The sequence below is a fragment of the Magnetospira sp. QH-2 genome (assembly GCF_000968135.1).
GTDB lineage: Bacteria > Pseudomonadota > Alphaproteobacteria > Rhodospirillales > Magnetospiraceae > Magnetospira.
Window position 1 is genome coordinate 583,471 of record NZ_FO538765.1, and the last position, 19,240, is coordinate 602,710.

The 19,240-nt window shown below is 62.7% G+C and carries 18 protein-coding genes and 1 pseudogene; 12 read left to right on the forward strand and 7 right to left on the reverse strand.

Features of this window, described 5'->3' with window-relative positions; all coding sequences use genetic code 11:
• Positions 1-10 precede the first annotated feature (10 nt).
• The 5 genes and pseudogenes from rpsP to leuC all read left to right on the forward strand — a co-directional run.
• A pseudogene (gene rpsP / locus MGMAQ_RS02870) lies at positions 11-376 on the forward strand (30S ribosomal protein S16); the annotation flags it as partial.
• A 138-nt stretch (positions 377-514) separates the two neighbouring features.
• Positions 515-1,060 (forward strand): ribosome maturation factor RimM, encoded by a 546-nt coding sequence (gene rimM, locus MGMAQ_RS02875; protein WP_046020352.1) that lies wholly within the window; start codon positions 515-517, stop codon positions 1,058-1,060.
• Entirely contained in the window at positions 1,053-1,775 is a 723-nt protein-coding gene (gene trmD / locus MGMAQ_RS02880) for a tRNA (guanosine(37)-N1)-methyltransferase TrmD (protein WP_046020353.1), read from the forward strand. Before rimM ends, trmD begins: the two co-directional genes overlap by 8 nt.
• A 15-nt stretch (positions 1,776-1,790) precedes the next feature.
• Positions 1,791-2,201 (forward strand): 50S ribosomal protein L19, encoded by a 411-nt coding sequence (gene rplS / locus MGMAQ_RS02885; RefSeq protein ID WP_046020354.1) that lies wholly within the window; start codon positions 1,791-1,793, stop codon positions 2,199-2,201.
• 46 nt (positions 2,202-2,247) lie between these two features.
• Positions 2,248-3,657 (forward strand): 3-isopropylmalate dehydratase large subunit, encoded by a 1,410-nt coding sequence (leuC, locus tag MGMAQ_RS02890; RefSeq protein WP_046020355.1) that lies wholly within the window; start codon positions 2,248-2,250, stop codon positions 3,655-3,657.
• Between the two features lie 189 nt (positions 3,658-3,846).
• On the opposite strand, the gene MGMAQ_RS02895 is transcribed toward leuC, so the two are convergent.
• The gene (locus tag MGMAQ_RS02895; protein ID WP_046020356.1) at positions 3,847-4,116 is read right to left on the reverse strand and encodes a hypothetical protein; all 270 of its coding nucleotides are present in this window, start codon (positions 4,114-4,116) and stop codon (positions 3,847-3,849) included.
• The gene (gluQRS, locus tag MGMAQ_RS02900) at positions 4,116-4,979 is read right to left on the reverse strand and encodes a tRNA glutamyl-Q(34) synthetase GluQRS (protein ID WP_046020357.1); all 864 of its coding nucleotides are present in this window, start codon (positions 4,977-4,979) and stop codon (positions 4,116-4,118) included. Before gluQRS ends, MGMAQ_RS02895 begins: the two co-directional genes overlap by 1 nt.
• Before the next feature lie 97 nt (positions 4,980-5,076).
• On the opposite strand from gluQRS, the gene MGMAQ_RS02905 reads away from it, so the two are divergent.
• The 5 genes from MGMAQ_RS02905 (at position 5,077) to MGMAQ_RS02925 (ending at position 10,504) form a co-directional block, all read left to right on the forward strand.
• Positions 5,077-5,634 carry an HNH endonuclease gene (locus MGMAQ_RS02905; RefSeq protein ID WP_046020358.1) on the forward strand — a complete coding sequence of 186 codons (558 nt, stop codon included), beginning with the start codon at positions 5,077-5,079 and terminating at the stop codon, positions 5,632-5,634.
• Between the two features lie 397 nt (positions 5,635-6,031).
• The gene (locus MGMAQ_RS02910) at positions 6,032-7,063 is read left to right on the forward strand and encodes an IS110 family transposase (protein WP_046020119.1); all 1,032 of its coding nucleotides are present in this window, start codon (positions 6,032-6,034) and stop codon (positions 7,061-7,063) included.
• 493 nt (positions 7,064-7,556) lie between these two features.
• Positions 7,557-8,318: a glycosyltransferase family 2 protein gene (locus tag MGMAQ_RS02915; protein ID WP_046020359.1), complete on the forward strand. Its 762-nt coding sequence runs from the start codon at positions 7,557-7,559 to the stop codon at positions 8,316-8,318.
• On the forward strand, positions 8,315-9,016 hold the full coding sequence (locus tag MGMAQ_RS02920) for a TVP38/TMEM64 family protein (RefSeq protein WP_252508670.1): 702 nt from the start codon (positions 8,315-8,317) through the stop codon (positions 9,014-9,016). The genes MGMAQ_RS02915 and MGMAQ_RS02920 overlap by 4 nt, the downstream gene beginning before the upstream one ends.
• Positions 9,017-9,106: 90 nt before the next feature.
• Entirely contained in the window at positions 9,107-10,504 is a 1,398-nt protein-coding gene (locus MGMAQ_RS02925; RefSeq protein ID WP_046020360.1) for a class II 3-deoxy-7-phosphoheptulonate synthase, read from the forward strand.
• A 3-nt stretch (positions 10,505-10,507) separates the two neighbouring features.
• On the opposite strand, the gene MGMAQ_RS02930 is transcribed toward MGMAQ_RS02925, so the two are convergent.
• The 3 genes from MGMAQ_RS02930 to MGMAQ_RS19210 are packed head-to-tail and all read right to left on the reverse strand — an operon-like array spanning position 10,508 to position 16,197.
• Positions 10,508-13,498 carry a CHAT domain-containing protein gene (locus MGMAQ_RS02930; RefSeq protein WP_052716074.1) on the reverse strand — a complete coding sequence of 997 codons (2,991 nt, stop codon included), beginning with the start codon at positions 13,496-13,498 and terminating at the stop codon, positions 10,508-10,510.
• 12 nt (positions 13,499-13,510) lie between these two features.
• On the reverse strand, positions 13,511-14,236 hold the full coding sequence (locus tag MGMAQ_RS02935; RefSeq protein WP_046020361.1) for a hypothetical protein: 726 nt from the start codon (positions 14,234-14,236) through the stop codon (positions 13,511-13,513).
• A gap of 2 nt (positions 14,237-14,238) precedes the next feature.
• On the reverse strand, positions 14,239-16,197 hold the full coding sequence (locus MGMAQ_RS19210; RefSeq protein ID WP_052716075.1) for a CHASE2 domain-containing protein: 1,959 nt from the start codon (positions 16,195-16,197) through the stop codon (positions 14,239-14,241).
• Positions 16,198-16,264: 67 nt separating this feature from the next.
• On the opposite strand from MGMAQ_RS19210, the gene MGMAQ_RS02945 reads away from it, so the two are divergent.
• On the forward strand, positions 16,265-17,398 hold the full coding sequence (locus tag MGMAQ_RS02945; protein ID WP_046020362.1) for a nickel-dependent hydrogenase large subunit: 1,134 nt from the start codon (positions 16,265-16,267) through the stop codon (positions 17,396-17,398).
• On the opposite strand, the gene MGMAQ_RS02950 is transcribed toward MGMAQ_RS02945, so the two are convergent.
• Positions 17,388-17,927 carry an invasion associated locus B family protein gene (locus tag MGMAQ_RS02950; protein WP_046020363.1) on the reverse strand — a complete coding sequence of 180 codons (540 nt, stop codon included), beginning with the start codon at positions 17,925-17,927 and terminating at the stop codon, positions 17,388-17,390. The genes MGMAQ_RS02945 and MGMAQ_RS02950 overlap by 11 nt on opposite strands.
• 107 nt (positions 17,928-18,034) lie before the next feature.
• Here MGMAQ_RS02950 and MGMAQ_RS02955 point away from each other — a divergent pair, with 107 nt between their 5' ends.
• Positions 18,035-18,601: a TlpA disulfide reductase family protein gene (locus MGMAQ_RS02955; RefSeq protein ID WP_052716076.1), complete on the forward strand. Its 567-nt coding sequence runs from the start codon at positions 18,035-18,037 to the stop codon at positions 18,599-18,601.
• On the opposite strand, the gene plsY is transcribed toward MGMAQ_RS02955, so the two are convergent.
• Positions 18,602-19,240, reverse strand: coding sequence for a glycerol-3-phosphate 1-O-acyltransferase PlsY (gene plsY, locus MGMAQ_RS02960; RefSeq protein WP_046020364.1), 639 nt, complete (start codon positions 19,238-19,240; stop codon positions 18,602-18,604). It lies immediately after the preceding gene.

A 19,240-nucleotide genomic window follows, 5' to 3' on the forward strand; every position in this document is an offset into this window, starting at 1 on the left:
GTATCAAGTTATGGCTTTGAAAATTCGTTTGTCCCGGGGTGGTGCCAAGAAGCGGCCGTTCTACCGTGTCGTCGTCGCCGATTCCCGCAGCCCGCGGGATGGCCGTTTCATCGAGAAGGTCGGCACCTACAATCCGATGGTCGCCAAGGATCATCCGGAACGCATCGTGCTCAATGCCGAGCGCATTCAATACTGGGTCGGCACCGGCGCCAAGCCGAGCGAGCGGGTTGCCCACCTGATGGCCACCGCTGGTCTGGGCGAGAAGCCGGGCTATCGCGAGCAGAGCAAGAAGCATCTGCCGAAGGAAAAGGCGCAGGAGCGTCAGCGCGAGAAGGAAGAGAAAGTCCAGGCCGCCAAGGATGCCGCCGAGGAAGCCGCTGCCGCTGCTGCCGCTGCCGCTGCCGAGGCCGCCGCCGCGCCCGCCGAGGAAGCCCCTGCTGAAGAGGCTCCCGCGGAAGAGGCCCCGGCCGAGACCGAGGAGACCGCCGCCGAGTAATCGGCCGGTTCGCCTTCCATGGTCGACCGCCATTCCGAAGACCCGCCCGGGCTGATCTGCCTGGGTGCCGTGACCGGGGCGCGGGGCCTTAAGGGCGAACTGCGGATCAAGTGTCTTGCCGAGGATCCGCGGACCCTGGTCGATCACGGGCCGCTGCAAAGCGCCGACGGGACCCGGGCATTCGTGCTCACCCTGACCGGCTCACACAAGGGCCAGTTGCTGGGCCGGATCGACGGGGTGACTGACCGGGACAAGGCCGATGCCCTGAAAGGGACGCGGCTCTATCTGCCCCGCGCGGCGTTGCCGGAACCGGAAGAGGACGAGTTCTATTACTCGGACCTGGAAGGCCTGAAGGCGGAGTTGCCCGACGGGACGGCCCTGGGGACGGTGCGTTGGGCGTTTGATTTCGGTGCCGGAGATGTGCTGGAGATCACCGGGGTCGATGGCAAGCCGTTGATGGTCCCTTTCACCAAGGCGGTGGTGCCGACGGTGGATCTGGCGGGTGGAAAGTTGGTGGTGGACCCACCGCCGGGCCTGCTTGAGGAGCCCGAGAAGGATGAGTGAAGAGGCCGACCGGATTTGGACAGCCAGGGTCTTGACCCTGTTTCCGGAGATGTTTCCCGGACCGCTCGGCCTGTCACTGGCGGGAAAAGCCCTGGAAACGGGGGCCTGGGCGTTGGAAACGGTGGACATTCGGGCCTTTGCGCGCGATAAACACGCCTCCGTGGACGATACGCCGTTCGGCGGCGGTCCCGGTATGGTCATGCGGGCCGATGTGATTGATGCCGCCATCCGGGCGGCGACGGAGAACGCGGCGGATGTGCCGCTGATATATTTGAGCCCGCGTGGGGCGCCATTAACCCAGGCGCGGGTGGCGGAGTTGGCCGGAGGTCCCGGCGTGGCTTTGCTTTGCGGACGCTATGAAGGAGTCGATGAGCGGGTGCTCGCGGCCCGGTCCGTGGAGGAAGTCAGTTTGGGGGACTTCGTGTTGTCCGGTGGTGAACCGGCGGCCCTGGCCCTGATCGACGCCTGTGTCAGGCTGCTGCCCGGGGTAATGGGCAGCGCCGATTCGGGCGACGAGGAAAGTTTCGAGCGGGGATTGCTTGAATATCCCCACTATACCCGGCCACGGGAGTGGCGGGGCATGGAGGTGCCGGAGGTTCTACTCTCCGGGCACCATGGAAAAGTAAGGGCCTGGCGTCTTGCACAGGCTGAGCAAACGACCAAAGCGCGGCGTCCCGATCTGTGGGAACGGTACATCGCGACGCGGAAGATATGAACGAGGAATAGAACGATGGATATCATTGCCAAACACGAACAGGACCAGATCGCCAAGATGTCCGAGGGCAAGTCGATCCCCGATTTCAATCCGGGCGACACCCTGAAGGTCAGCGTGAAGGTGGTCGAAGGTCAACGGACCCGGACCCAGGCCTTTGAGGGCGTCTGCATCGCCCGCGCCAACAAGGGGCTGAGCTCCAATTTCACGGTGCGTAAAATCTCCTATGGCGAAGGCGTGGAGCGTGTGTTCCCCATCTACTCGCCGAACGTGGAGGGCATCGAGGTGGTGCGTCGCGGTGCCGTTCGCCGGGCCAAGCTCTACTATCTGCGAGGCCGCACCGGTAAGGCCGCGCGTATCGCCGAGAAGAAGGACTGGAACCGCAAGGCCAAGGCTGCTCCTGGCGCCAACGCCGCTTCCGAAGACTAACGTCTTCGCTCTTTTCGGATCGACCTAAAGCCTGGGGAGCGAAACCATGGCCGAGCAACCACGCACCCTGTTCGATAAGATCTGGGACAGCCACATGGTAGATGTGCAGGACGACGGAACCTGTCTCCTGTATATCGACCGGCATTTGGTCCATGAAGTGACCAGCCCGCAGGCCTTCGAAGGCCTGCGCAATGCCGGGCGCAAGGTTCGCAGGCCGGATCAGACCCTGGCCGTAGCCGATCACAACGTGCCGACCACTGATCGCTCTCAGGGCATCGCCAACGACGAATCCCGCATCCAGGTGGAAGCCCTCGAAGCCAACACCCGGGATTTCGGCGTGCCCTATTACGCCATGGACGATATCCGCCAGGGCATCGTCCATATCGTCGGACCGGAACAGGGCTTTACTCTGCCGGGCACGACCATCGTATGCGGCGATTCCCACACCGCCACCCACGGCGCCTTTGGGGCGCTGGCCTTCGGCATCGGCACCTCCGAGGTGGAGCATGTGCTGGCCACCCAGACCCTGTTGCAGAAACCGGCCAAAAACATGCTGGTGCGGGTCGATGGTTCTTTGCCCACGGGGGTGACTCCGAAAGATCTGGTGCTGGCCATCATCGGTAAGATCGGCACCGCCGGGGGCACTGGCTACGTCATTGAATATGCCGGTCAGGCAATCCGTGAGATGTCCATGGAAGGCCGCATGACGGTCTGCAACATGACCATCGAGGGCGGCGCCCGCGCCGGTCTGGTGGCGCCCGACGAGACCACCTACAACTATTTGATGGGCCGCCCCATGGTGCCCAAAGCCGGAGCCTGGGAACAGGCGCTGGCCTACTGGAAGACCCTGCCCAGCGACGCCGGCGCCCGCTACGACCGCGAAGTGATCATCGACGCCGCGACCCTGGAGCCCTTTGTCACCTGGGGCACCAGCCCGGAAGACGCACTGCCCATTTCCGCGACCATTCCCGATCCTTCCTCGGCCCGCGACGAAGCCAAGGGCAAGGACATCGCCCGGTCGCTGGCCTATATGGACCTGAAGGCGGGAACGGCATTGACCGATATCCCCATCGACAAGGTATTTATCGGCTCCTGCACCAATGGCCGAATCGAGGATCTGCGCGCCGCCGCCGAGGTCGCCAAGGGGCGCCAGGTGGCCGACAATGTGCAGGCCTTCGTGGTGCCCGGATCGGGTATCGTCAAGGAAACCGCCGAACATGAAGGCCTGGACGAGATCTTCATCGAGGCGGGCTTCGAGTGGCGCGAGCCCGGCTGTTCCATGTGCCTGGCCATGAATGGCGACCAATTGGAGCCCGGCGAGCGTTGCGCCTCGACGTCCAACCGCAATTTCGAAGGCCGTCAGGGGCGCGGTGGCCGGACCCATCTGGTGAGCCCGGAAATGGCCGTCGCGGCGGCCGTCACCGGCCATCTCGCCGATGTACGCAAACTCGACTAAAGCCTTTCGCCCGGATATTTCATGAACGGGGCGTTTGGTCTGTTTCTGACGTGTTTTCCGGTTGAGGAAGCATCTTCGGAAGGTATTCCGTCTCGGGTTCGGTTTTTTACCGATATCCGATACGGTGAAGAACATGAGGGTCCTGATCAGAGGCCTTTTTTTGTTGTGCCGGTTTCTGGCTGAAACCCCTTACCGGATCCCCAGCATGCGCCGATGCACCACCGGGGCGAAATAAGCGATGATGGAGACAACGACGCTGCCGCCCAGGGCATCCTGTCCCGTGGGGGTTTGCCAGCCAGACTGAAAGATGACGATCCAGCAGATGGCCAGGGCCACGAGCAGGACGGCACCCGCGACCGCGCGGGGTATCAGGTATCCGGGCCCTTTGAGAATCCACAAGACCAGAACACCAGCGGCACCCGCCGAAACCAGACTCAAAGGCAGAATGCCTTCCCCCATTACATGGTCTCCTTTCTGTCTTGGCCCAGGGCCATGGTTCGTACCTCTTCGGCGGTCCGTCCGGCCTCGCGCAAGGCCCGCAGGGTCAGGGATTTGTCCCGCTTGGCGAAGCGCTTGCCGTCGGTGCCTACCAACAAGCGGTGATGATGATACAGAGGCCTATCCAGGTCCAGCAGCGCTTGCAGCAATCGATGCACATGGCTGGCCTCGAATAGGTCGGTGCCCCGGGTGACGAGGGTCACGCCCTGAAGGTGATCATCGACAGTGACAGACAGATGATAGCTGGTGGCCACATCCCGGCGGGCCAGCACCACGTCGCCGAAGATTTCCGGTCGCGCGACTTGGTCGCCCTGTTCCGCATCGCTCCATCCAAGAATACCGGCTTGGTGGATGGCCTGTTGCATGTCCAGGCGCAGGGCATGGGGATCGCCTCGGTCCAGTCGTTCCCGCCGTACTTGGGGGTCCATGGTCCGGCAGGTGCCTGGATAATGTGGTCCATCCGGCCCGTGCGGTGCCGAGGCAGAGGCGGCGATCTCCTCGGCAATCTCGCGGCGGCTACAGAAACAGGGATAGAGCAGGGCCCGTTCGCGCAGGCGGTGCAAGGCGTTGGCATATACGGCCATGTGCTCCGATTGGCGCCGAACCGGGCCTTCCCAGGTCAGGCCCAGCCAAGCCAGATCTTCGAGGATCGCATCATGGAACTCGGATCGGCAGCGACCGACATCGATGTCTTCCATACGGAGCAAAAACCGCCCACCAGCCTGTTGCGCCTTTTGATGGGAAAACAGCGCCGAATAGGCATGGCCCAGGTGCAGATAGCCGGTCGGGCTGGGGGCAAAGCGGGTTGTGACGGATCGATTCATGGCAAGGAAGGTATCTTAACGTGAATTTCATCGTCCAGCTATTTGGATCAAGATACAAGATGTTGTATGCTGCCGCCGATCGATCAGAAAGGAGACAGTGGTGTCCTTTGACGCACCGGCCCTGGTTCTCAATGCGGACTTCCGTCCGCTGAGTTACTTTCCGCTTTCCCTGTGGTCCTGGCAGGAAGCGGTGAAGGCGGTATTTCTCGGTCGGGTCAATGTGGTTTCCGAATATGATCAGGCCATTCACTCTCCCAGCATGGAAATGAAACTACCCAGTGTCATCTCGCTAAAGGAATACGTGCCGCAGGCCAAACGCGTGGCCTTTACCCGATTTAACGTCTTCTTGCGCGACCGCTTCGCCTGTCAGTATTGCGGCGAGCCATTCATGGCCAATGACCTGACTTTCGATCATGTGGTGCCTCGGTCGCGCGGTGGCATGACCACCTGGGACAACGTGGTCACGGCCTGCGCCCCGTGCAATCTGCGCAAATCCAACCGGATGCCCGACCGAACGAGCATGTATCCCAAGCAGGAGCCGATAGAACCCACGGTCTATCTGCTTCAGCACAATGGACGCTCGTTCCCGCCAAACTATCTTCATGAAAGTTGGCGGGATTTTCTTTATTGGGACAGCGAGTTGGAGCCGTTCTGAGGCTGGGCGGTCTCAGAGGTTCAAGGTGCCCTGGATGCATTCGTCCTGGGCATGATGCTTACGGTAAGAGCGTAAAGCCGTTGCCAGCTTTTCGGGTGGGGGGGGCGTCGAGTTCCGCGATCATCGTCTTTTACCGTTTAACAGGCTGCTGAAAAAGTGCTGTCCGACGGCCCGCCTCGCCCTTCGACAAGCTCAGGGTGAGGCTAACATGTTGAAAGTTCAAAGGCCCTCATGCTGAGCTTGTCGAAGCATGTGTCGCCATATGCTCGAAATCGGGCTTTTTCAGATGGCGGTAATCGAGCAGTCAGGGATTGCCTAGACAGTCAGCTGGTCTCCACACTCGGTCTTGATCAAGTATCCGGGTCAATTCCTGGACATGGAACAGAGGAGACCAGCTATGGAGTATTTTGTTGGAATGGACGTATCGATGGCAAGCATTTCGATCTGTGAGATTGATGCAAAGGGAACCGTCATTCGCGAAGGCAAGGTGTCAAGCACACCCGAGGCGGTCGCCACTTGGCTCGAGGAAAGCGGGCGTGGCTTTGCGCGAATTGGGTTGGAAGCTGGCCCTCTGGCGCCTTGGCTGTACGCAGGACTGTCCAGTCGGGGCCTCCCTGTGATTTGTATCGAGACCCGGCAAATGAAGGCCTTTGCCAGCGCCAGCCCAGTCAAGACGGACCGTCGCGACGCCCGCTTGATCAGCCAGGCGATGCGGACCGGTTTGTACCGCGCGACCCACGTCAAGACCGCGCGCAGTCAGGAGCTCCGGATGGTGCTGACCCATCGGGAGACCCTGGTTCATCAGGTCCGTCAGTTGTCCAATACGGTACGAGGAACATTGAAAGCTTTCGGCCTCAAGGTCGGTATGGCGCGCGGACGCCTTTTCGCGGCGCGGGTTCGGGAATTGACGGCTGATAACCCGCACCTCAGCGCAGCCGCCGAGCCGCTCTTGCTTGCGCGCCAAGCCTTGCTCGAACAACTCGACAAGCTCGACCGGCAGGTTCATGCCGCTGCGCGCGATGATAGCGTTTGCCGACGCCTGATGACCGTTCCCGGCGTCGGCCCGGTTACCGCCCTCGCTTTCAGGACAGGACTCGACGTGCCGGAACGGTTTCAAAAGTCGGTCATGGTCGGCGCCCACTTCGGGCTTGTCCCACGCAGATACGCCTCGGGAGAGCAGGACCGAAGCGGCCCCATCAGCAAGTGCGGAGATGCCATGGTTCGTTGGCTTTTGTTCGAGGCCGCCAATGCACTTCTCACTCGAACCCGCCGTTGGTCCTGGCTCAAACACTGGGGGCTCGCGGTCGCCAAAAGGCGCGGGATGAAACGCGCCAAGGTCGCCGTTGCCCGGCGTCTCGCCGTAATCATGCATCGCATGTGGATCGACGGCACGGACTTCCAGTACCGCAAGGAGGAGACCGCCATCTAAACACAACGAAAACCGAGATCGCCTGAAGGGCGGCCAGGACGCGTGGCGACGCGCGGGGCTCGGATGACAGCGCGCAGGCTGCAGTGGCGTAAGACCACGCTTTTCAGATTGCTGCACCCGATCCCCCTTGATCCCCATCATGCGGCGACGACGTCGACCGCGGACAGAAGCAAAGGGCGCCACATACCCCAGGTTCAAACCGACGGCTTGGAAATCAGCTTGACTCAAATGACTCGATTACAGAAGCAGCCTGCCAAAGCCTTTCGCTTATTTGTTGGTCTGAACCGCGTTGCGAGGGGGATATCAGGCCGTAGAATAAATGCTATTAAAAACAATTAAAAAAATAATTATACAATTATATATAGAGGAGTGTGTGTTGCCGCGATGAGCAAGGAGTGTTCCTTCCCAGTTGGAGCGGCACATCTCATTTGCCTTGCGCCTGGGGTCCGTGTAAAAGGCGGCAGCGCTTCGTTGCAGCCTCAAAGCAGTTGATATGTCCGATCCACAAAATCCCGCCTCTCCTTCGGAAGCCCTGCGTCTGGCGGTGGTCGTGCCGGTGCATAACGAGGTGGACAATGTCGCCCCGTTGATTGCCGAGATCCGCGCCGCCCTGGCCGATGGCCCGGCGTTCGAGATCCTTTATGTGGATGACGGCTCCAAGGACGACACCCTGGAAAAGCTGCTGGCCCTGCGCGCCGAGGCGCCGGAACTGCGGGTGCTGCGTCATGTGCAATGCTGTGGCCAGAGCGCCGCCGTGGCCACCGGGGTCAAGGCCGCCCGGGCGCCGATCATTGCCACCCTGGACGGTGACGGACAGAACGACCCGGCGGACATTCCCAATTTGCTGGCGACCCTGGAAAGCGAGGCCGAGCCGGATCTGCTGTTGGTGGCGGGATGGCGGGCCAAGCGCAAAGACACGGCGGTCAAACGCTACACCAGCCGCTTCGCCAATGGATTGCGGGCGCGGCTGTTGAAAGACGATACCCCGGACACCGGCTGCGGATTGAAGGTCTTCACCCGCGCCGCCTTTCTCGACATGCCGCGCTTTGATCATATGCACCGCTTCCTGCCTGCCTTGATGATCCGGCGCGGCGGACGGGTGACCTCGGTGCAGGTCAATCATCGGCCCCGGGAGCGGGGAGCCTCCAAATACGGCACACTCGACCGGGCCCTGGTTGGTATTTCCGACCTGTTGGGCGTGATCTGGCTGCAAAAGCGCGGCTCGGTTCCCCAGGTCGAAGAGCCCGACCGTTGACCGGCGCCCCGGCCTTGTCTCCCCGTATGTTCATCAAAGGCACCGTCGTGTTGCTGACCATGGTCGCTGTGGGCTTCGCCTTGAAGACCCTGGGCACCGACTTCGATGCCGACTGGATCGATAACCAGGTGCGGGGACAAGGCCTGGCCGGGGAAGCCCTGTTCGTCGCCGTCGGGTCCGTCGCCGCCGCCATCGGTCTGCCGCGTCAGATGATTGCCTTTCTCGGCGGCTATGCCTTTGGCCTGACCGAGGGCACCCTCCTGGCTCTGCTCTCCGTGGTCTTGGGTTGCGCCACCACCTTTACCTATGCCCGGCTGATGGGGCGCACCTTCATCGCCCGCAAGTTCGGGCGGCGCATCGCGCGGGTGGATGCTTTCCTGGCGGGCAACCCCTTTTCCATGACCCTGCTGATCCGGCTGCTGCCGGCGGGGAGTAATCTGGTGACCAATCTGGTGGCCGGAGTGACGTCGGTGGGCGCGCTGCCGTTCATCGCCGGGTCGGCCTTGGGCTATATCCCTCAGACTCTGGTGTTTGCCCTGGCGGGTAGTGGCGTGGACGTGGATCCGGAACTGCGTATCACCCTGAGTGTGGCGCTGTTCCTGGTTTCCGGGCTGTTGGGGCTGTATCTATACCGGCGATTCCGCCATGGCCGCTCCATCGACGATACCCCCGATCATGCCTTGGATGGTGACGATTGAGGCTGCTGCGCACCGGATTCCCATTGATTCCCGCCGGGTTTCAGGGTTAAACGGCCCTTCCAAAAACAATTGGCCCGATCGAGGCACCCCATGGCAGACAATTGGCAACCGGACAGCTGGCGCTCCAAGCCGGTGATACAGGTCCCCACCTTCCCCGATGCAGCAAAGCTGGACGAAGTGGAAAACCGCCTGCGCGGCTATCCGCCGCTGGTTTTTGCCGGGGAAGCGCGGCAACTGAAAAAGTCTTTGGCCGCCGCCGTGGATGGCGAGGCGTTTTTGCTGCAAGGGGGTGACTGCGCCGAGAGCTTTGCCGAATTCCATCCCGACAACATCCGCGACACCTTCCGGGTGATGTTGCAGATGGCCGTGGTGCTGACCTTCGGCTCGGCCTGCCCGGTGGTCAAGGTGGGTCGCATGGCGGGTCAGTTCGCCAAGCCGCGCTCCTCGGACAATGAAACCCGCGAAGGCATTACCCTGCCCAGCTATCGCGGCGACATGGTCAACGATATGGCCTTCACCACCGAGGGTCGGGTACCGGACCCGGAACGCATGGTGCAGGCCTACAACCAGGCCGCCGCCACCCAGAACCTGCTGCGGGCTTTCGCCCAGGGTGGCTATGCCGATCTGCACAAGGTGCATCAATGGAATTTGGATTTCGTCGGCGACAGCCCGTTGGGCGATCGCTATCGGGATCTGGCCTGCCGGTTGGACGAAACCCTGGACTTCATGGCTGCCTGCGGCCTGACCGCCCAGACCACGCCACAGATCCGCGAGACCGAGTTCTTCACCTCCCACGAAGCCCTGCTGCTGCAATACGAGCAGGCCATGACCCGTATCGATTCCATCAGCGGCGACTGGTACGACACCTCGGCCCATATGCTGTGGATCGGCGACCGAACCCGGCAGTTGGACGGCGCCCATGTGGAGTTCCTGCGCGGCGTTGCCAATCCGGTGGGAGTCAAAGCGGGTCCGACCACCAGCCCCGACGATCTGTTGCGGCTGATCGATGTACTGAACCCGGACAACGAGGCCGGTCGCCTGAGCGTTATCGTGCGCCTGGGCGCCGAAAAGGTCGAGGCCCTGCTGCCGCCGTTATTGCGCGCCGTCAAGCGCGAGGGGCGCCGGGTGGTCTGGTCCTGTGATCCCATGCATGCCAATACCATCACTTCGGACAGCGGTTACAAGACCCGTCCGGTGGAATCCATCCTGCGCGAGGTCAAGGGCTTTTTCGCCGCCCATCAGGCCGAGGGCACCCATGCGGGCGGCGTGCATTTCGAGATGACCGGCCAGAACGTAACCGAGTGTGTCGGGGGCGGCCATCCGGTGACCGATGATGGCCTCGGCGCGCGCTACCACACCCACTGCGACCCGCGTCTCAACGCCGAACAGTCGCTGGAGCTGGCCTTCCTGATTTCGGAAGTGCTCAAAGATCAGCGGCTGGAACAGCGCAAGGCCGATCGGGCAGCGATAGTGGACGGGGCGGAATAGGCGTCAGCTCCCGCCGCCGCCATCACCGATCAAGGTAAAGGGAGCCCAGAACAGCGGGTGGGCGTAGCTGTGGATTGCCTTGCCGGAGGCGTTCTTGCGGCCCGGGCCGTCGATCAGGGCCATGCGGGCCTGGCGCAAGGCCTCGGCCCGATCAAGGGTCGGGTTCCGGGCCTGGCGATGGAACAGGTCGGTGGTCAGGAGCCGTGCCGAGGTGGTTTCCACCGGCCAGTTACTGACCAGCAGGGCCCGGGTCCCGGCATAGAAGAACGCCTGGCCCAGACCGCTGACCGCTTCGGCCCCGGCACCGCCTCCGGCAGCGGTGTTGCAGGCCGACAAGACCACCCAGTCGGCATCCAGTTTCAGGGTCAGAATTTCTTCCATGGTCAACAGACCGTCGTTGTCCGGCGATTGGTCGCCGCCATTCAGGCTGCCCGGTGTCAGGGCCAGGGCCGGTTGAGCCAATCCATCCAGGTCGCCGGGCACCAGCCCGTGAGTGGCAAATGCGACCACCCGGTAGTTGGACAGGTCAGCACCGCGGACGGTTTTCTCGGTGGCCTGTTTGCCCAAAAACAAATCTCTGTCCGGCGTCGCGTCCAAGGTCAGGGCGATGCCACGCACTTCGTCGGCGGTGTCGGGGAGGCGGGGCAACAGGCCCAAGTTCCGGGCCGCGCCGCTGTCCCGCCGGATCGGGGCGGATCGTAAATTGAGGGGCAGGCCCCGGGTGGCCAGACCGGCGGTCTTCGTCGATGCTATGGGACCGGCGGCGGCCTGTTGGGCATTGAATAGGGGATCGCCGAACCCGGCAAAGGGACGGCGGCCCTTTTTCGGTTCCGGCAGGGCGCGCAGGGTCGCCAGGGCCGAAGCCGAGGGAATCACGGTAACCGCATGCTTGCGGGCCAGCCAGGGCACCTGGCGATGATTGGCGAACAACAGGCCTTCCTCGGCGGGCAGGGGATCAGCGCCGGTGGGCAGCACGGAGAAGGGCAGCCAGCCCAAGGGTCCGTGGGCGATGACCAATAGGCTTTGGGCTGATTGCCAACCTTCGGCCACCGGCGCCAAAAGCAGGGAATAAAGATCATGGGCGGCCTGCACATCGAACGGCGGGATATCGCCCAAGGTGGCGGCATGGGGCTCCAGCGCCGAGCGGACCAACGCGACCAGATCGCCCATGTCATCGCGCCCGGCCGCGATGGCGGTAAAACGCGCTTCCCCATCCGACGGTTGGGCCCAGACGAAGGTGCGGCGACGTCCCACGTATGTGGAGATCAAGGCCTCGCCCGGTTTCAACAAGGCGCGGGCCTGTTCCAGGGTCGGAGCCTTGGGATTGATCAGTGCGGCGTAGTCCGGATAATCGTCTTCGATTTCCTCCATAAGATCGGCGCGGGTCTCTCGCAGATGGTCGATTTCCTTTTTCAGTGACTCCTGGCCGTCGTCGTCCTGCTGGTCCTTGGGCAGGGATAGAAGATCAGCCAGCAGGGCGTTGAGTGAGGCGGTTTGCAGGCGGGCATCCTGTTCCTGCCGGATCAGGTCGGCCAATTGTGGATCATTGACCGCCGTCCGGGCCCCTGAGGCGGCCACGGCCTGCTGCACCGATTGCCCCCGGATCCAGTCTGCGAGCTTGAAGATCTCCTTGGCGGTATCCTGTTTGTCGGTTTTGCCCGCCTCCAACAGGTCAGCCAGCAATTCCATATAGGCCTCGACCATGCGCACCCGCCAGATCCGGCGGGTGGTCTCGCTGCTGTCCGCTTGGGCATCCCCCCGCGAACTCGACATCAGCACGGCCAGGCTGTCGGCAAACACCGCCCGCGCGCCTTCCAGGTCTCCCTGGCGGGCCCGCACGGTCCCCAGCGCCCCCCCCATCTGCGCGGTGCGCGGATGCTTCAGGCCGCTGTTGTTCTTTTCTTTCTCGTACCCGGCTTCCAAAAGGCGCAGGGCTTCCTCGCCCCGGCCCACTTCCAGCAAGGCCAGGGGGAGGGCCGGGCGACCGGTAGCAAAGCCGATGCCTTTCTTGCCCTTGTCGGCATAAAGCGCCATCACCCGGTCGAACTCGGCCACGGCTCCGGCCCAGTCCCCCCGCGCCGCCAACAAAAGGGCCAGCGCACGCCGCGCGCCGACGAACCAACGGGTGGTTTCGCGCATGCCCGAAGCGCCATAGATCTCGAGCGCGCGCCGCATCAGGCCTTCGGCTTCTTGGAGGCGTCCTTGTCCGGTAAGAACCACAGCCAGTTGCACGGCGATAGAGCCGGTCTGCTCACTCTTGCCAAAGGTCGTTTCGGCCTCTTGCAATAGTTCGCGGCCCAGCACTTCCGCTTCCACGAAACGCTGCTGCTTATTGAGAATTTGAAGGAGGTTCAGGCGGGATTTCAGATGACTGGCTTTGCTCATTTCGCCGCTCATGCGACCGGTCAACTCGACCAGCTTGCGGGCTTGTTCTTCGGCCTTGGTCCATTGACCCTTGTCGGAGAAATAGATGATGTCCATCTCGTAGCCGTCACGCCGCATCATCTGTTTCTTGTGCTCGGGTACATGGACATTGGTGACTTTTTCCGTCACCAGACTCTGTCCGCGCCGACGGGCGGATTCCGCGTCATCCAAGTTGCCCAGTCGGGTATGAAGCTTGACCAGAGCCTTGTAGCTGATCGGCATGGGCGCGATGCCGACGGCCTTTTCCAGGATTTTGATGGCTTTGCGGTAATGCCCTTGAAGCTGTTCGGACGAGGCAAGGCGGGTGAGGACCAACGCCCGCTTGAGTGGCGGCAATTTGGATTTCTTCAGGTGCTTGGCCGCTTTCTGGTAATGCTTGTAGGCCTCGCTATGCCGCCCCTTTTTGCGGGCCTTTTCGCCTTGTTTTAAGTAGTACCCCGCGAGAGCTTTTTTATTCGTTGGGGGGCCGTTCTGGGCAATCTGGGGGGCGGATAGACCGTCCGCGACGGCGGGCATCGGTCCGCCCGCCATGACGATCAGGCAGAGGATCAAGGCAAGGCGGACAAGCATGGCGAAACCCTCCTAAGGCGATCCGGTGATGCTGGACAGCAAGGTCAAGGCCTGATTGCCGCAGCCATGATCGGCCATCCAGGCTGCTTGGTGAATGCGGCTCGGCAGATCGCCGGGCAGGCGCTTGAATTCCACCCGCGCGGCGGACGGGCGGTCTTCGAGCCGCACCAGGTAGCGGGAGCCATCCTTGGATGGCAGCACCGTTTCCGGCCAATCCATTTGCTGATCCCCGGCAGGCCATGTTACTCGGAGCGCATCGCCCAAGGGGAGTGGCTTCACGCGCAGATTGGCGGCACCATCGGATTTGGGGCGCCATAGTTTGGCCGGTTCCGATGGCGGCAGGCAATGACGGCCCGAGCGCTGCACATTGACCGACCACAGGGGGGGGAACAGGTTGGAAGGACCGGAGCGGAAAGTGCCCAAGGCCGCCATGTCGGCTTGCTTGCCGCTGACCAGCTTGGACAGGGAGGTGAGCAGCTTGCCATCGCCGCCCTTGATGTCTTTCATCTTGCCGCCGGGTTTGCCGGAAAAGGGACCGGTAAGAGTGAGCGTCGTACCTTGGTCGGAAATGAGCACCAGCTTGCCGCCATCGGGAACGGTCACCGCCGTTGCCGCGTCGATCATCTGTCCCGGGGCCAGGGCGGGCAGGCTGGATTCGATGACCACCAACTGCCCCGCGGTCGCCGAGGTGCTCCAAGACAGGATCAGGGCGATCAAGAGTCCAAACAGTCGGGACATGGTCATTTTCCTTCCAACACGATGGTCATACCTCGGCCTCCCTCGGCCAGGCGGCGGGCATGATAGGCAATCAGTGTATCATCCGGGTGGCGTTGGGCAATGTCGGCGAACAATTGCGGTAGGCCATCCTGGTCTTTTTCCATGGCCTGAAAAGCCTCCAGATAGGCGGCGACGGCGGGCGCGGCGGCCTGTTCGATGGTCAGGGGTTCATGGACCATCAGGCCCTGGGTCTTGCCTTTCAACACCACCGATCCGATGGGCCGGAACACCAGGTCTCGGCATTGCACCCGGGTGGTCTCCGCGACGCAGATCCGGGTGCCGAAATACTTGTTGGCCCCTTCCAGACGGGCCGCCGTGTTGATGGTATCCCCATGGGCGGTGTAGTCGAAGAATACCTCGCCGCCGAAGTTGCCGACCAGGGCCGAGCCGGTATTGATGCCGATGCGCGTGTGGCCAAAGGGAATCCCCTGGTCCTGCTGCCGTTGGGCGAAGGACTCGGCAAAGGCCTGCATGGCCAAGGCGCAGTCCACGGCCCGTTGCGCATGGTCCGGCTGGTCCAGGGGAGCCCCGAACAGCACGCTGACCGCATCACCGATGATCTTGTCGATGGTACCGCCATGGTCGGTGGCAATGCGGCACATGCGGTCCAGATAGCTGTTGAGCAGGGGCACCACCTCGCCGGGCTGGCGCTGCTCGATCATGCTGGTGAAGCCGGCCAGGTCGGTGAACAGGCTGGTGATCTCCCTGCGTTCCCCTCCCAGGGCCAGCTTTGTCGGATCGGCCACCAGCTCTTTGACCACCGCCGGGTCCACATAGCGGGAAAAGGCTCCCTCGACGAACATCTTCTGCTTTCGCATCCGGTCGGCCATGAAGGCCAGGGTCACGCCAAAGGCCAACACATAGGCCGCCGAAGGGCCGATGAGGGGCAGTTGCCATTGCAGCGTGGCATAAAGGGCGAACAGGATAACCCACCCGGTTGCCAGGGCGGCCAAACCCCCCAGGACCTTTGGCGCCATGCTCCAGGACGGCCGGGCCAACAGCAGGCCCAATAGGGCACCGAGGGCAATCACCATCCATGCGGCCCAGTCCTCGCGGCCCGTGGGGCGGCTGCCGTCCAAGACCTGTGCGAGTGCATGGGCATGGATGGCCACGCCGGGCACATCTCCGGGGCCGTCACGGAAACCGGAAAAGGGCGTGCGGTGGCGATCTTCGAACGGCAGATCGACACCGATCAGCACGATTTTGCCCTCGATCCAGTCGGCGGGCAGAAAGCCCATGGCATGGGCCGGAAAGCGCTTGAAGGCGGGCTGGTCGGGGCCGGGTGGCTGGCGCCAGACCATGGGCTGGACGGTCTTCGGCGGCGTGGTGCCTTGGCTGGCCGCCAGGGCGGCGACGAAGCCGGGAACCCAGGTGCCATTGCGTTCGCCGCCGGGATAGACCCAGCGCACCGCCCCGTCCACCCGGTCGCGCATCAGGTTGACCAGCGCCCTATGGTCCTTTGAAAGAAACTCATCCAAGTAGGCGGCTTGCTGGGCCGTGAGTTGATCCTGTTCCGTCGCATAGGCCGCAATGAATGGCATTTGGAGGTTGGCAACCACCCTTCGCAGTACGGAGTCCTTGGCCGACTCGGTGGGCTGATCGAGCAGGATATCCAGACCCACCGCGGCCGCCCCCTTGTCCTGCAAGGTGGTCAAGAGGTCCGCCAGGAATCCCCGGTCAACGGGGGACCGGTAGGGAAAGCGGGCCAGGGTCTCTTCGGTGAGGGTGGCCAGAATGATCCGCTCGTGAGGCGGCAACGACGGGGCCAGGGTGGCAACCCGCAAATCCGCCAAGCGGTTTTCCAAGGCTGCCAAGAGCGGCACGTAGCGGGGCAGGGCCCAGCCCGCCAATGCGGCGGGGAGCACGATGACAATCAGCAAAATGGCTGACAGCCATCGTTGCCGAGAAGATTTTGAGGCCATTCTCTCTACCCCTCTTGCACGTTCGATCAGGATAGGTCATCTAATCGGCAGCGAGCGAGGAAAATTCATGGATGAAGGGCGGCTGGATATTGCTCTGACTCTGTCTGGCGAACGAGTCGACGCGGTCACCATCGATGTGGCTCGGCCCCGGTTGGCCGGGCGATTGCTGGTGGGGCGCCCGGCGGAGGCCGCGCCGAAGATGATGGGCTTGGTGTTCAGCATCTGCGGTACCGCTCAGACCTGTGCCGCCCTGCGCGCGGTGGAGGCCGCCCAGGGCCTGACCCCGGATCCGGATACCGAGAGCCTGCGCGAGATTATGATCCGGGCCGAGGCCCTGGATCAGGACCTGTTACGCCTGTGCCTGGATTGGCCGACGGAAACCATCGGTGCCGCTTCGGTCACGACATTGCGCGATCTGCGAACCACTCTTGCCGACGGGACCGCCTTGGTTTCCGGCCCCGATTGGCGGCGACCGGGAGAGCGGGCCGCCATCCTGGATCAAGACGTCTGGTCTGATTTTCAAATCTTGCTCCGAAGGCAACTGGCCGAGCTATTGCTGGGCGAGCCGCGCGGGCGCGTGCCTGAGAGCCTGACGCGGGCCCGGATGTGGTGGCAACAGGGCGATACCCCGGCGGCCCGGGTCCTCGAATGGGTGGAGCGCCACGGCCTAGCCGGGTTCGGTGCGTCGGAAGGCCGTTTCTTGGATTCCGCGACCCCGGCCTTCTTCCATCACAGACTGGCGAATGAGGATGGTGACCGTTTCGCGGCTTGTCCCGATTGGCAGGGGCAGCCCGCCGAGACCGGACCCCTGGCCCGGCATCGCCACCATCCGCTGGTCCGCGATATCATCGCCGAACACGGTGCGGGCCTGTTGGCGCGCATGACCGCCCGGCTGGTTGGTGTGTTGAGCGAGCCGGGGATCCCGGGGCTCCAGGCCGATGACGATGGCGCCGGGGTCGGCGTGGGTCTGGCGGAAACAGCACGCGGTCTGTTGGCTCATCGGGTGGTTTTGGACGGTGAGACGGTGGCCGACTATCGCACCGTGGCGCCCACCGAGTGGAACTTCCATCCGGACGGGCCGTTGTCTCGGGGACTGGTGGGCACCGAGGCCGGGTCGGAGGACGATCTCAGACGACGGGTCTCGTTGCTGGTCTCGGCCATCGATCCCTGCGTGGCCTATGACCTGACCATCAGCGGCTGACCGTTTCCCCGGCCAGCACCTTGGTCACCGCCTTCAACAGGTCCCGATAGTCGGTGAGAGAGACCTTGATATTCTGGGCGATGCCGGTGGCCGGTTTGAATTTCAGCCGCAAGGATTGTCCGGCCTCCATGGCGGTCAGGATTTCGCCACTGACCTGCTCGGGGATGACCAGATGGTTGGTCTTGGGCGCCGGGTCGGACCATTTCTTGTCCTCGGCGCCGTCCATATCCACCTGGATGGAAATCTTGCTTTTTTTAGCGAAACCCAGATAGCTGGCCACCACGACACCGCGTTTGTCGCGATCGAACACCGGCCCGAAGCGCACGAAGTTTCCGGTCTTGGAGCCATCGGCGAACGTATGGATGACCATCAGATGGCAGTAGGGCTCGTCGCTGCCCGGGTCCTTGTAGCAAGAGGCCTTCCAAGCACCCTGCTGGGCCTCGAACACCCGAACGGCATTGGCCGAGGCCGGATCGGCAAAGGTCACGACAGCAAGCAGAAAGGCGAGGATCGGAGCGATGCGGGGCATGGGTCTCACTCATTCGTGAAAGGGAATGGCCGGTTTTGACACGGGCGCCGCTTGCCGCGCAAGCCCCATCGGCGTTATTCATAGGGCAGATGACAAGGAGAACACCGATGATCCGCTTTTTGCTGTTGCTGGGCCTGTTGATGTTGCCGACCGGGGGCGACGCGGCGGGAAGTCCGGAGATTGATCCCAAATTCAAAGAATTGGCGGCTAAGATCGATGGGTTTCGGCTTGCGGTGAACCGGCCTCCGGTGCCGCCGGTGGTGTTCATCCGCAATATGGACGAACCGGTGCGTCTGATCGACTTCAAGGGACGGGTGGTGGTGCTCAATCTCTGGGCCACCTGGTGCCCGCCCTGTATCAAGGAAATGCCCGACCTCAACGCCTTACAGGTGCGCTTCAAAGATCAGCCCCTGGATGTGGTGGCGGTGGCCTCGGGCTCTCAGATGGGCAAGTCGCCGCGCAAATTCCTTGAGGAGCGGGGACTGGATGCCCTGACTCTCTATGCCGACCCGGCGCAAAAGCTGATCGATATCTTTGGCTCCGATACCCTGCCCACCACCTTGATCATCAGTCCCAATGGCTATGTGTTGGGAGGGGTCCTGGGCGCCACCGATTGGAATACCGAAGAAGTGGCGGCGGCTCTGCGGCACCTGATGAAGACGATCAAAGAATAGTCAGTCCGGCTTCTTTTTGCCGATCTTGCTTTCCTTGCCGCGAATCAGGCGGCGGATGTTTTCGTGATGCCGGGCGAAAGCCAACAGTCCCAGAGCGAGAGCCAGGATCACCGTGTTGCTATCGCTGAGGTAAAGGGCATAGACCGGCGCCCCCGCCAAGGCCACCAGCGCGGCCAGGGATGAATAGCGCAGCACCAAGGCCACCACCAGCCAGGTCGCACAAGCCCCCAGGCCCACCGGCCAGGCATAGGCCAACAGGGTGCCCAGGGTGGTGGCCACGCCCTTGCCGCCCTGGAATCTCAGGAAGATCGAAAAATTATGCCCGATTACCGCCATCAACCCGCCAAGCAATGCATATTGTCGGGCCAGGGTGGTTTCGTAGTCAAAGGCATGTAGGAACAGCAATACGACGATGGCGCCCTTGCCCGCGTCCAGTACCAAGGTCAAAAAAGCCGCCGGTTTGTTGCCGGTGCGCAGTACGTTGGTGGCGCCGATGTTGCCTGAACCGATGCTGCGGAGATCGCCCAGCCCGAACAACTTGGCCATGACGATCCCGAAAGGGATGGACCCGATCAGATAACCGCTCAGGGCCGCGATTTGGTGCATCAAGGTAATAGTCGGATAGTCGGCCTGGCCCAT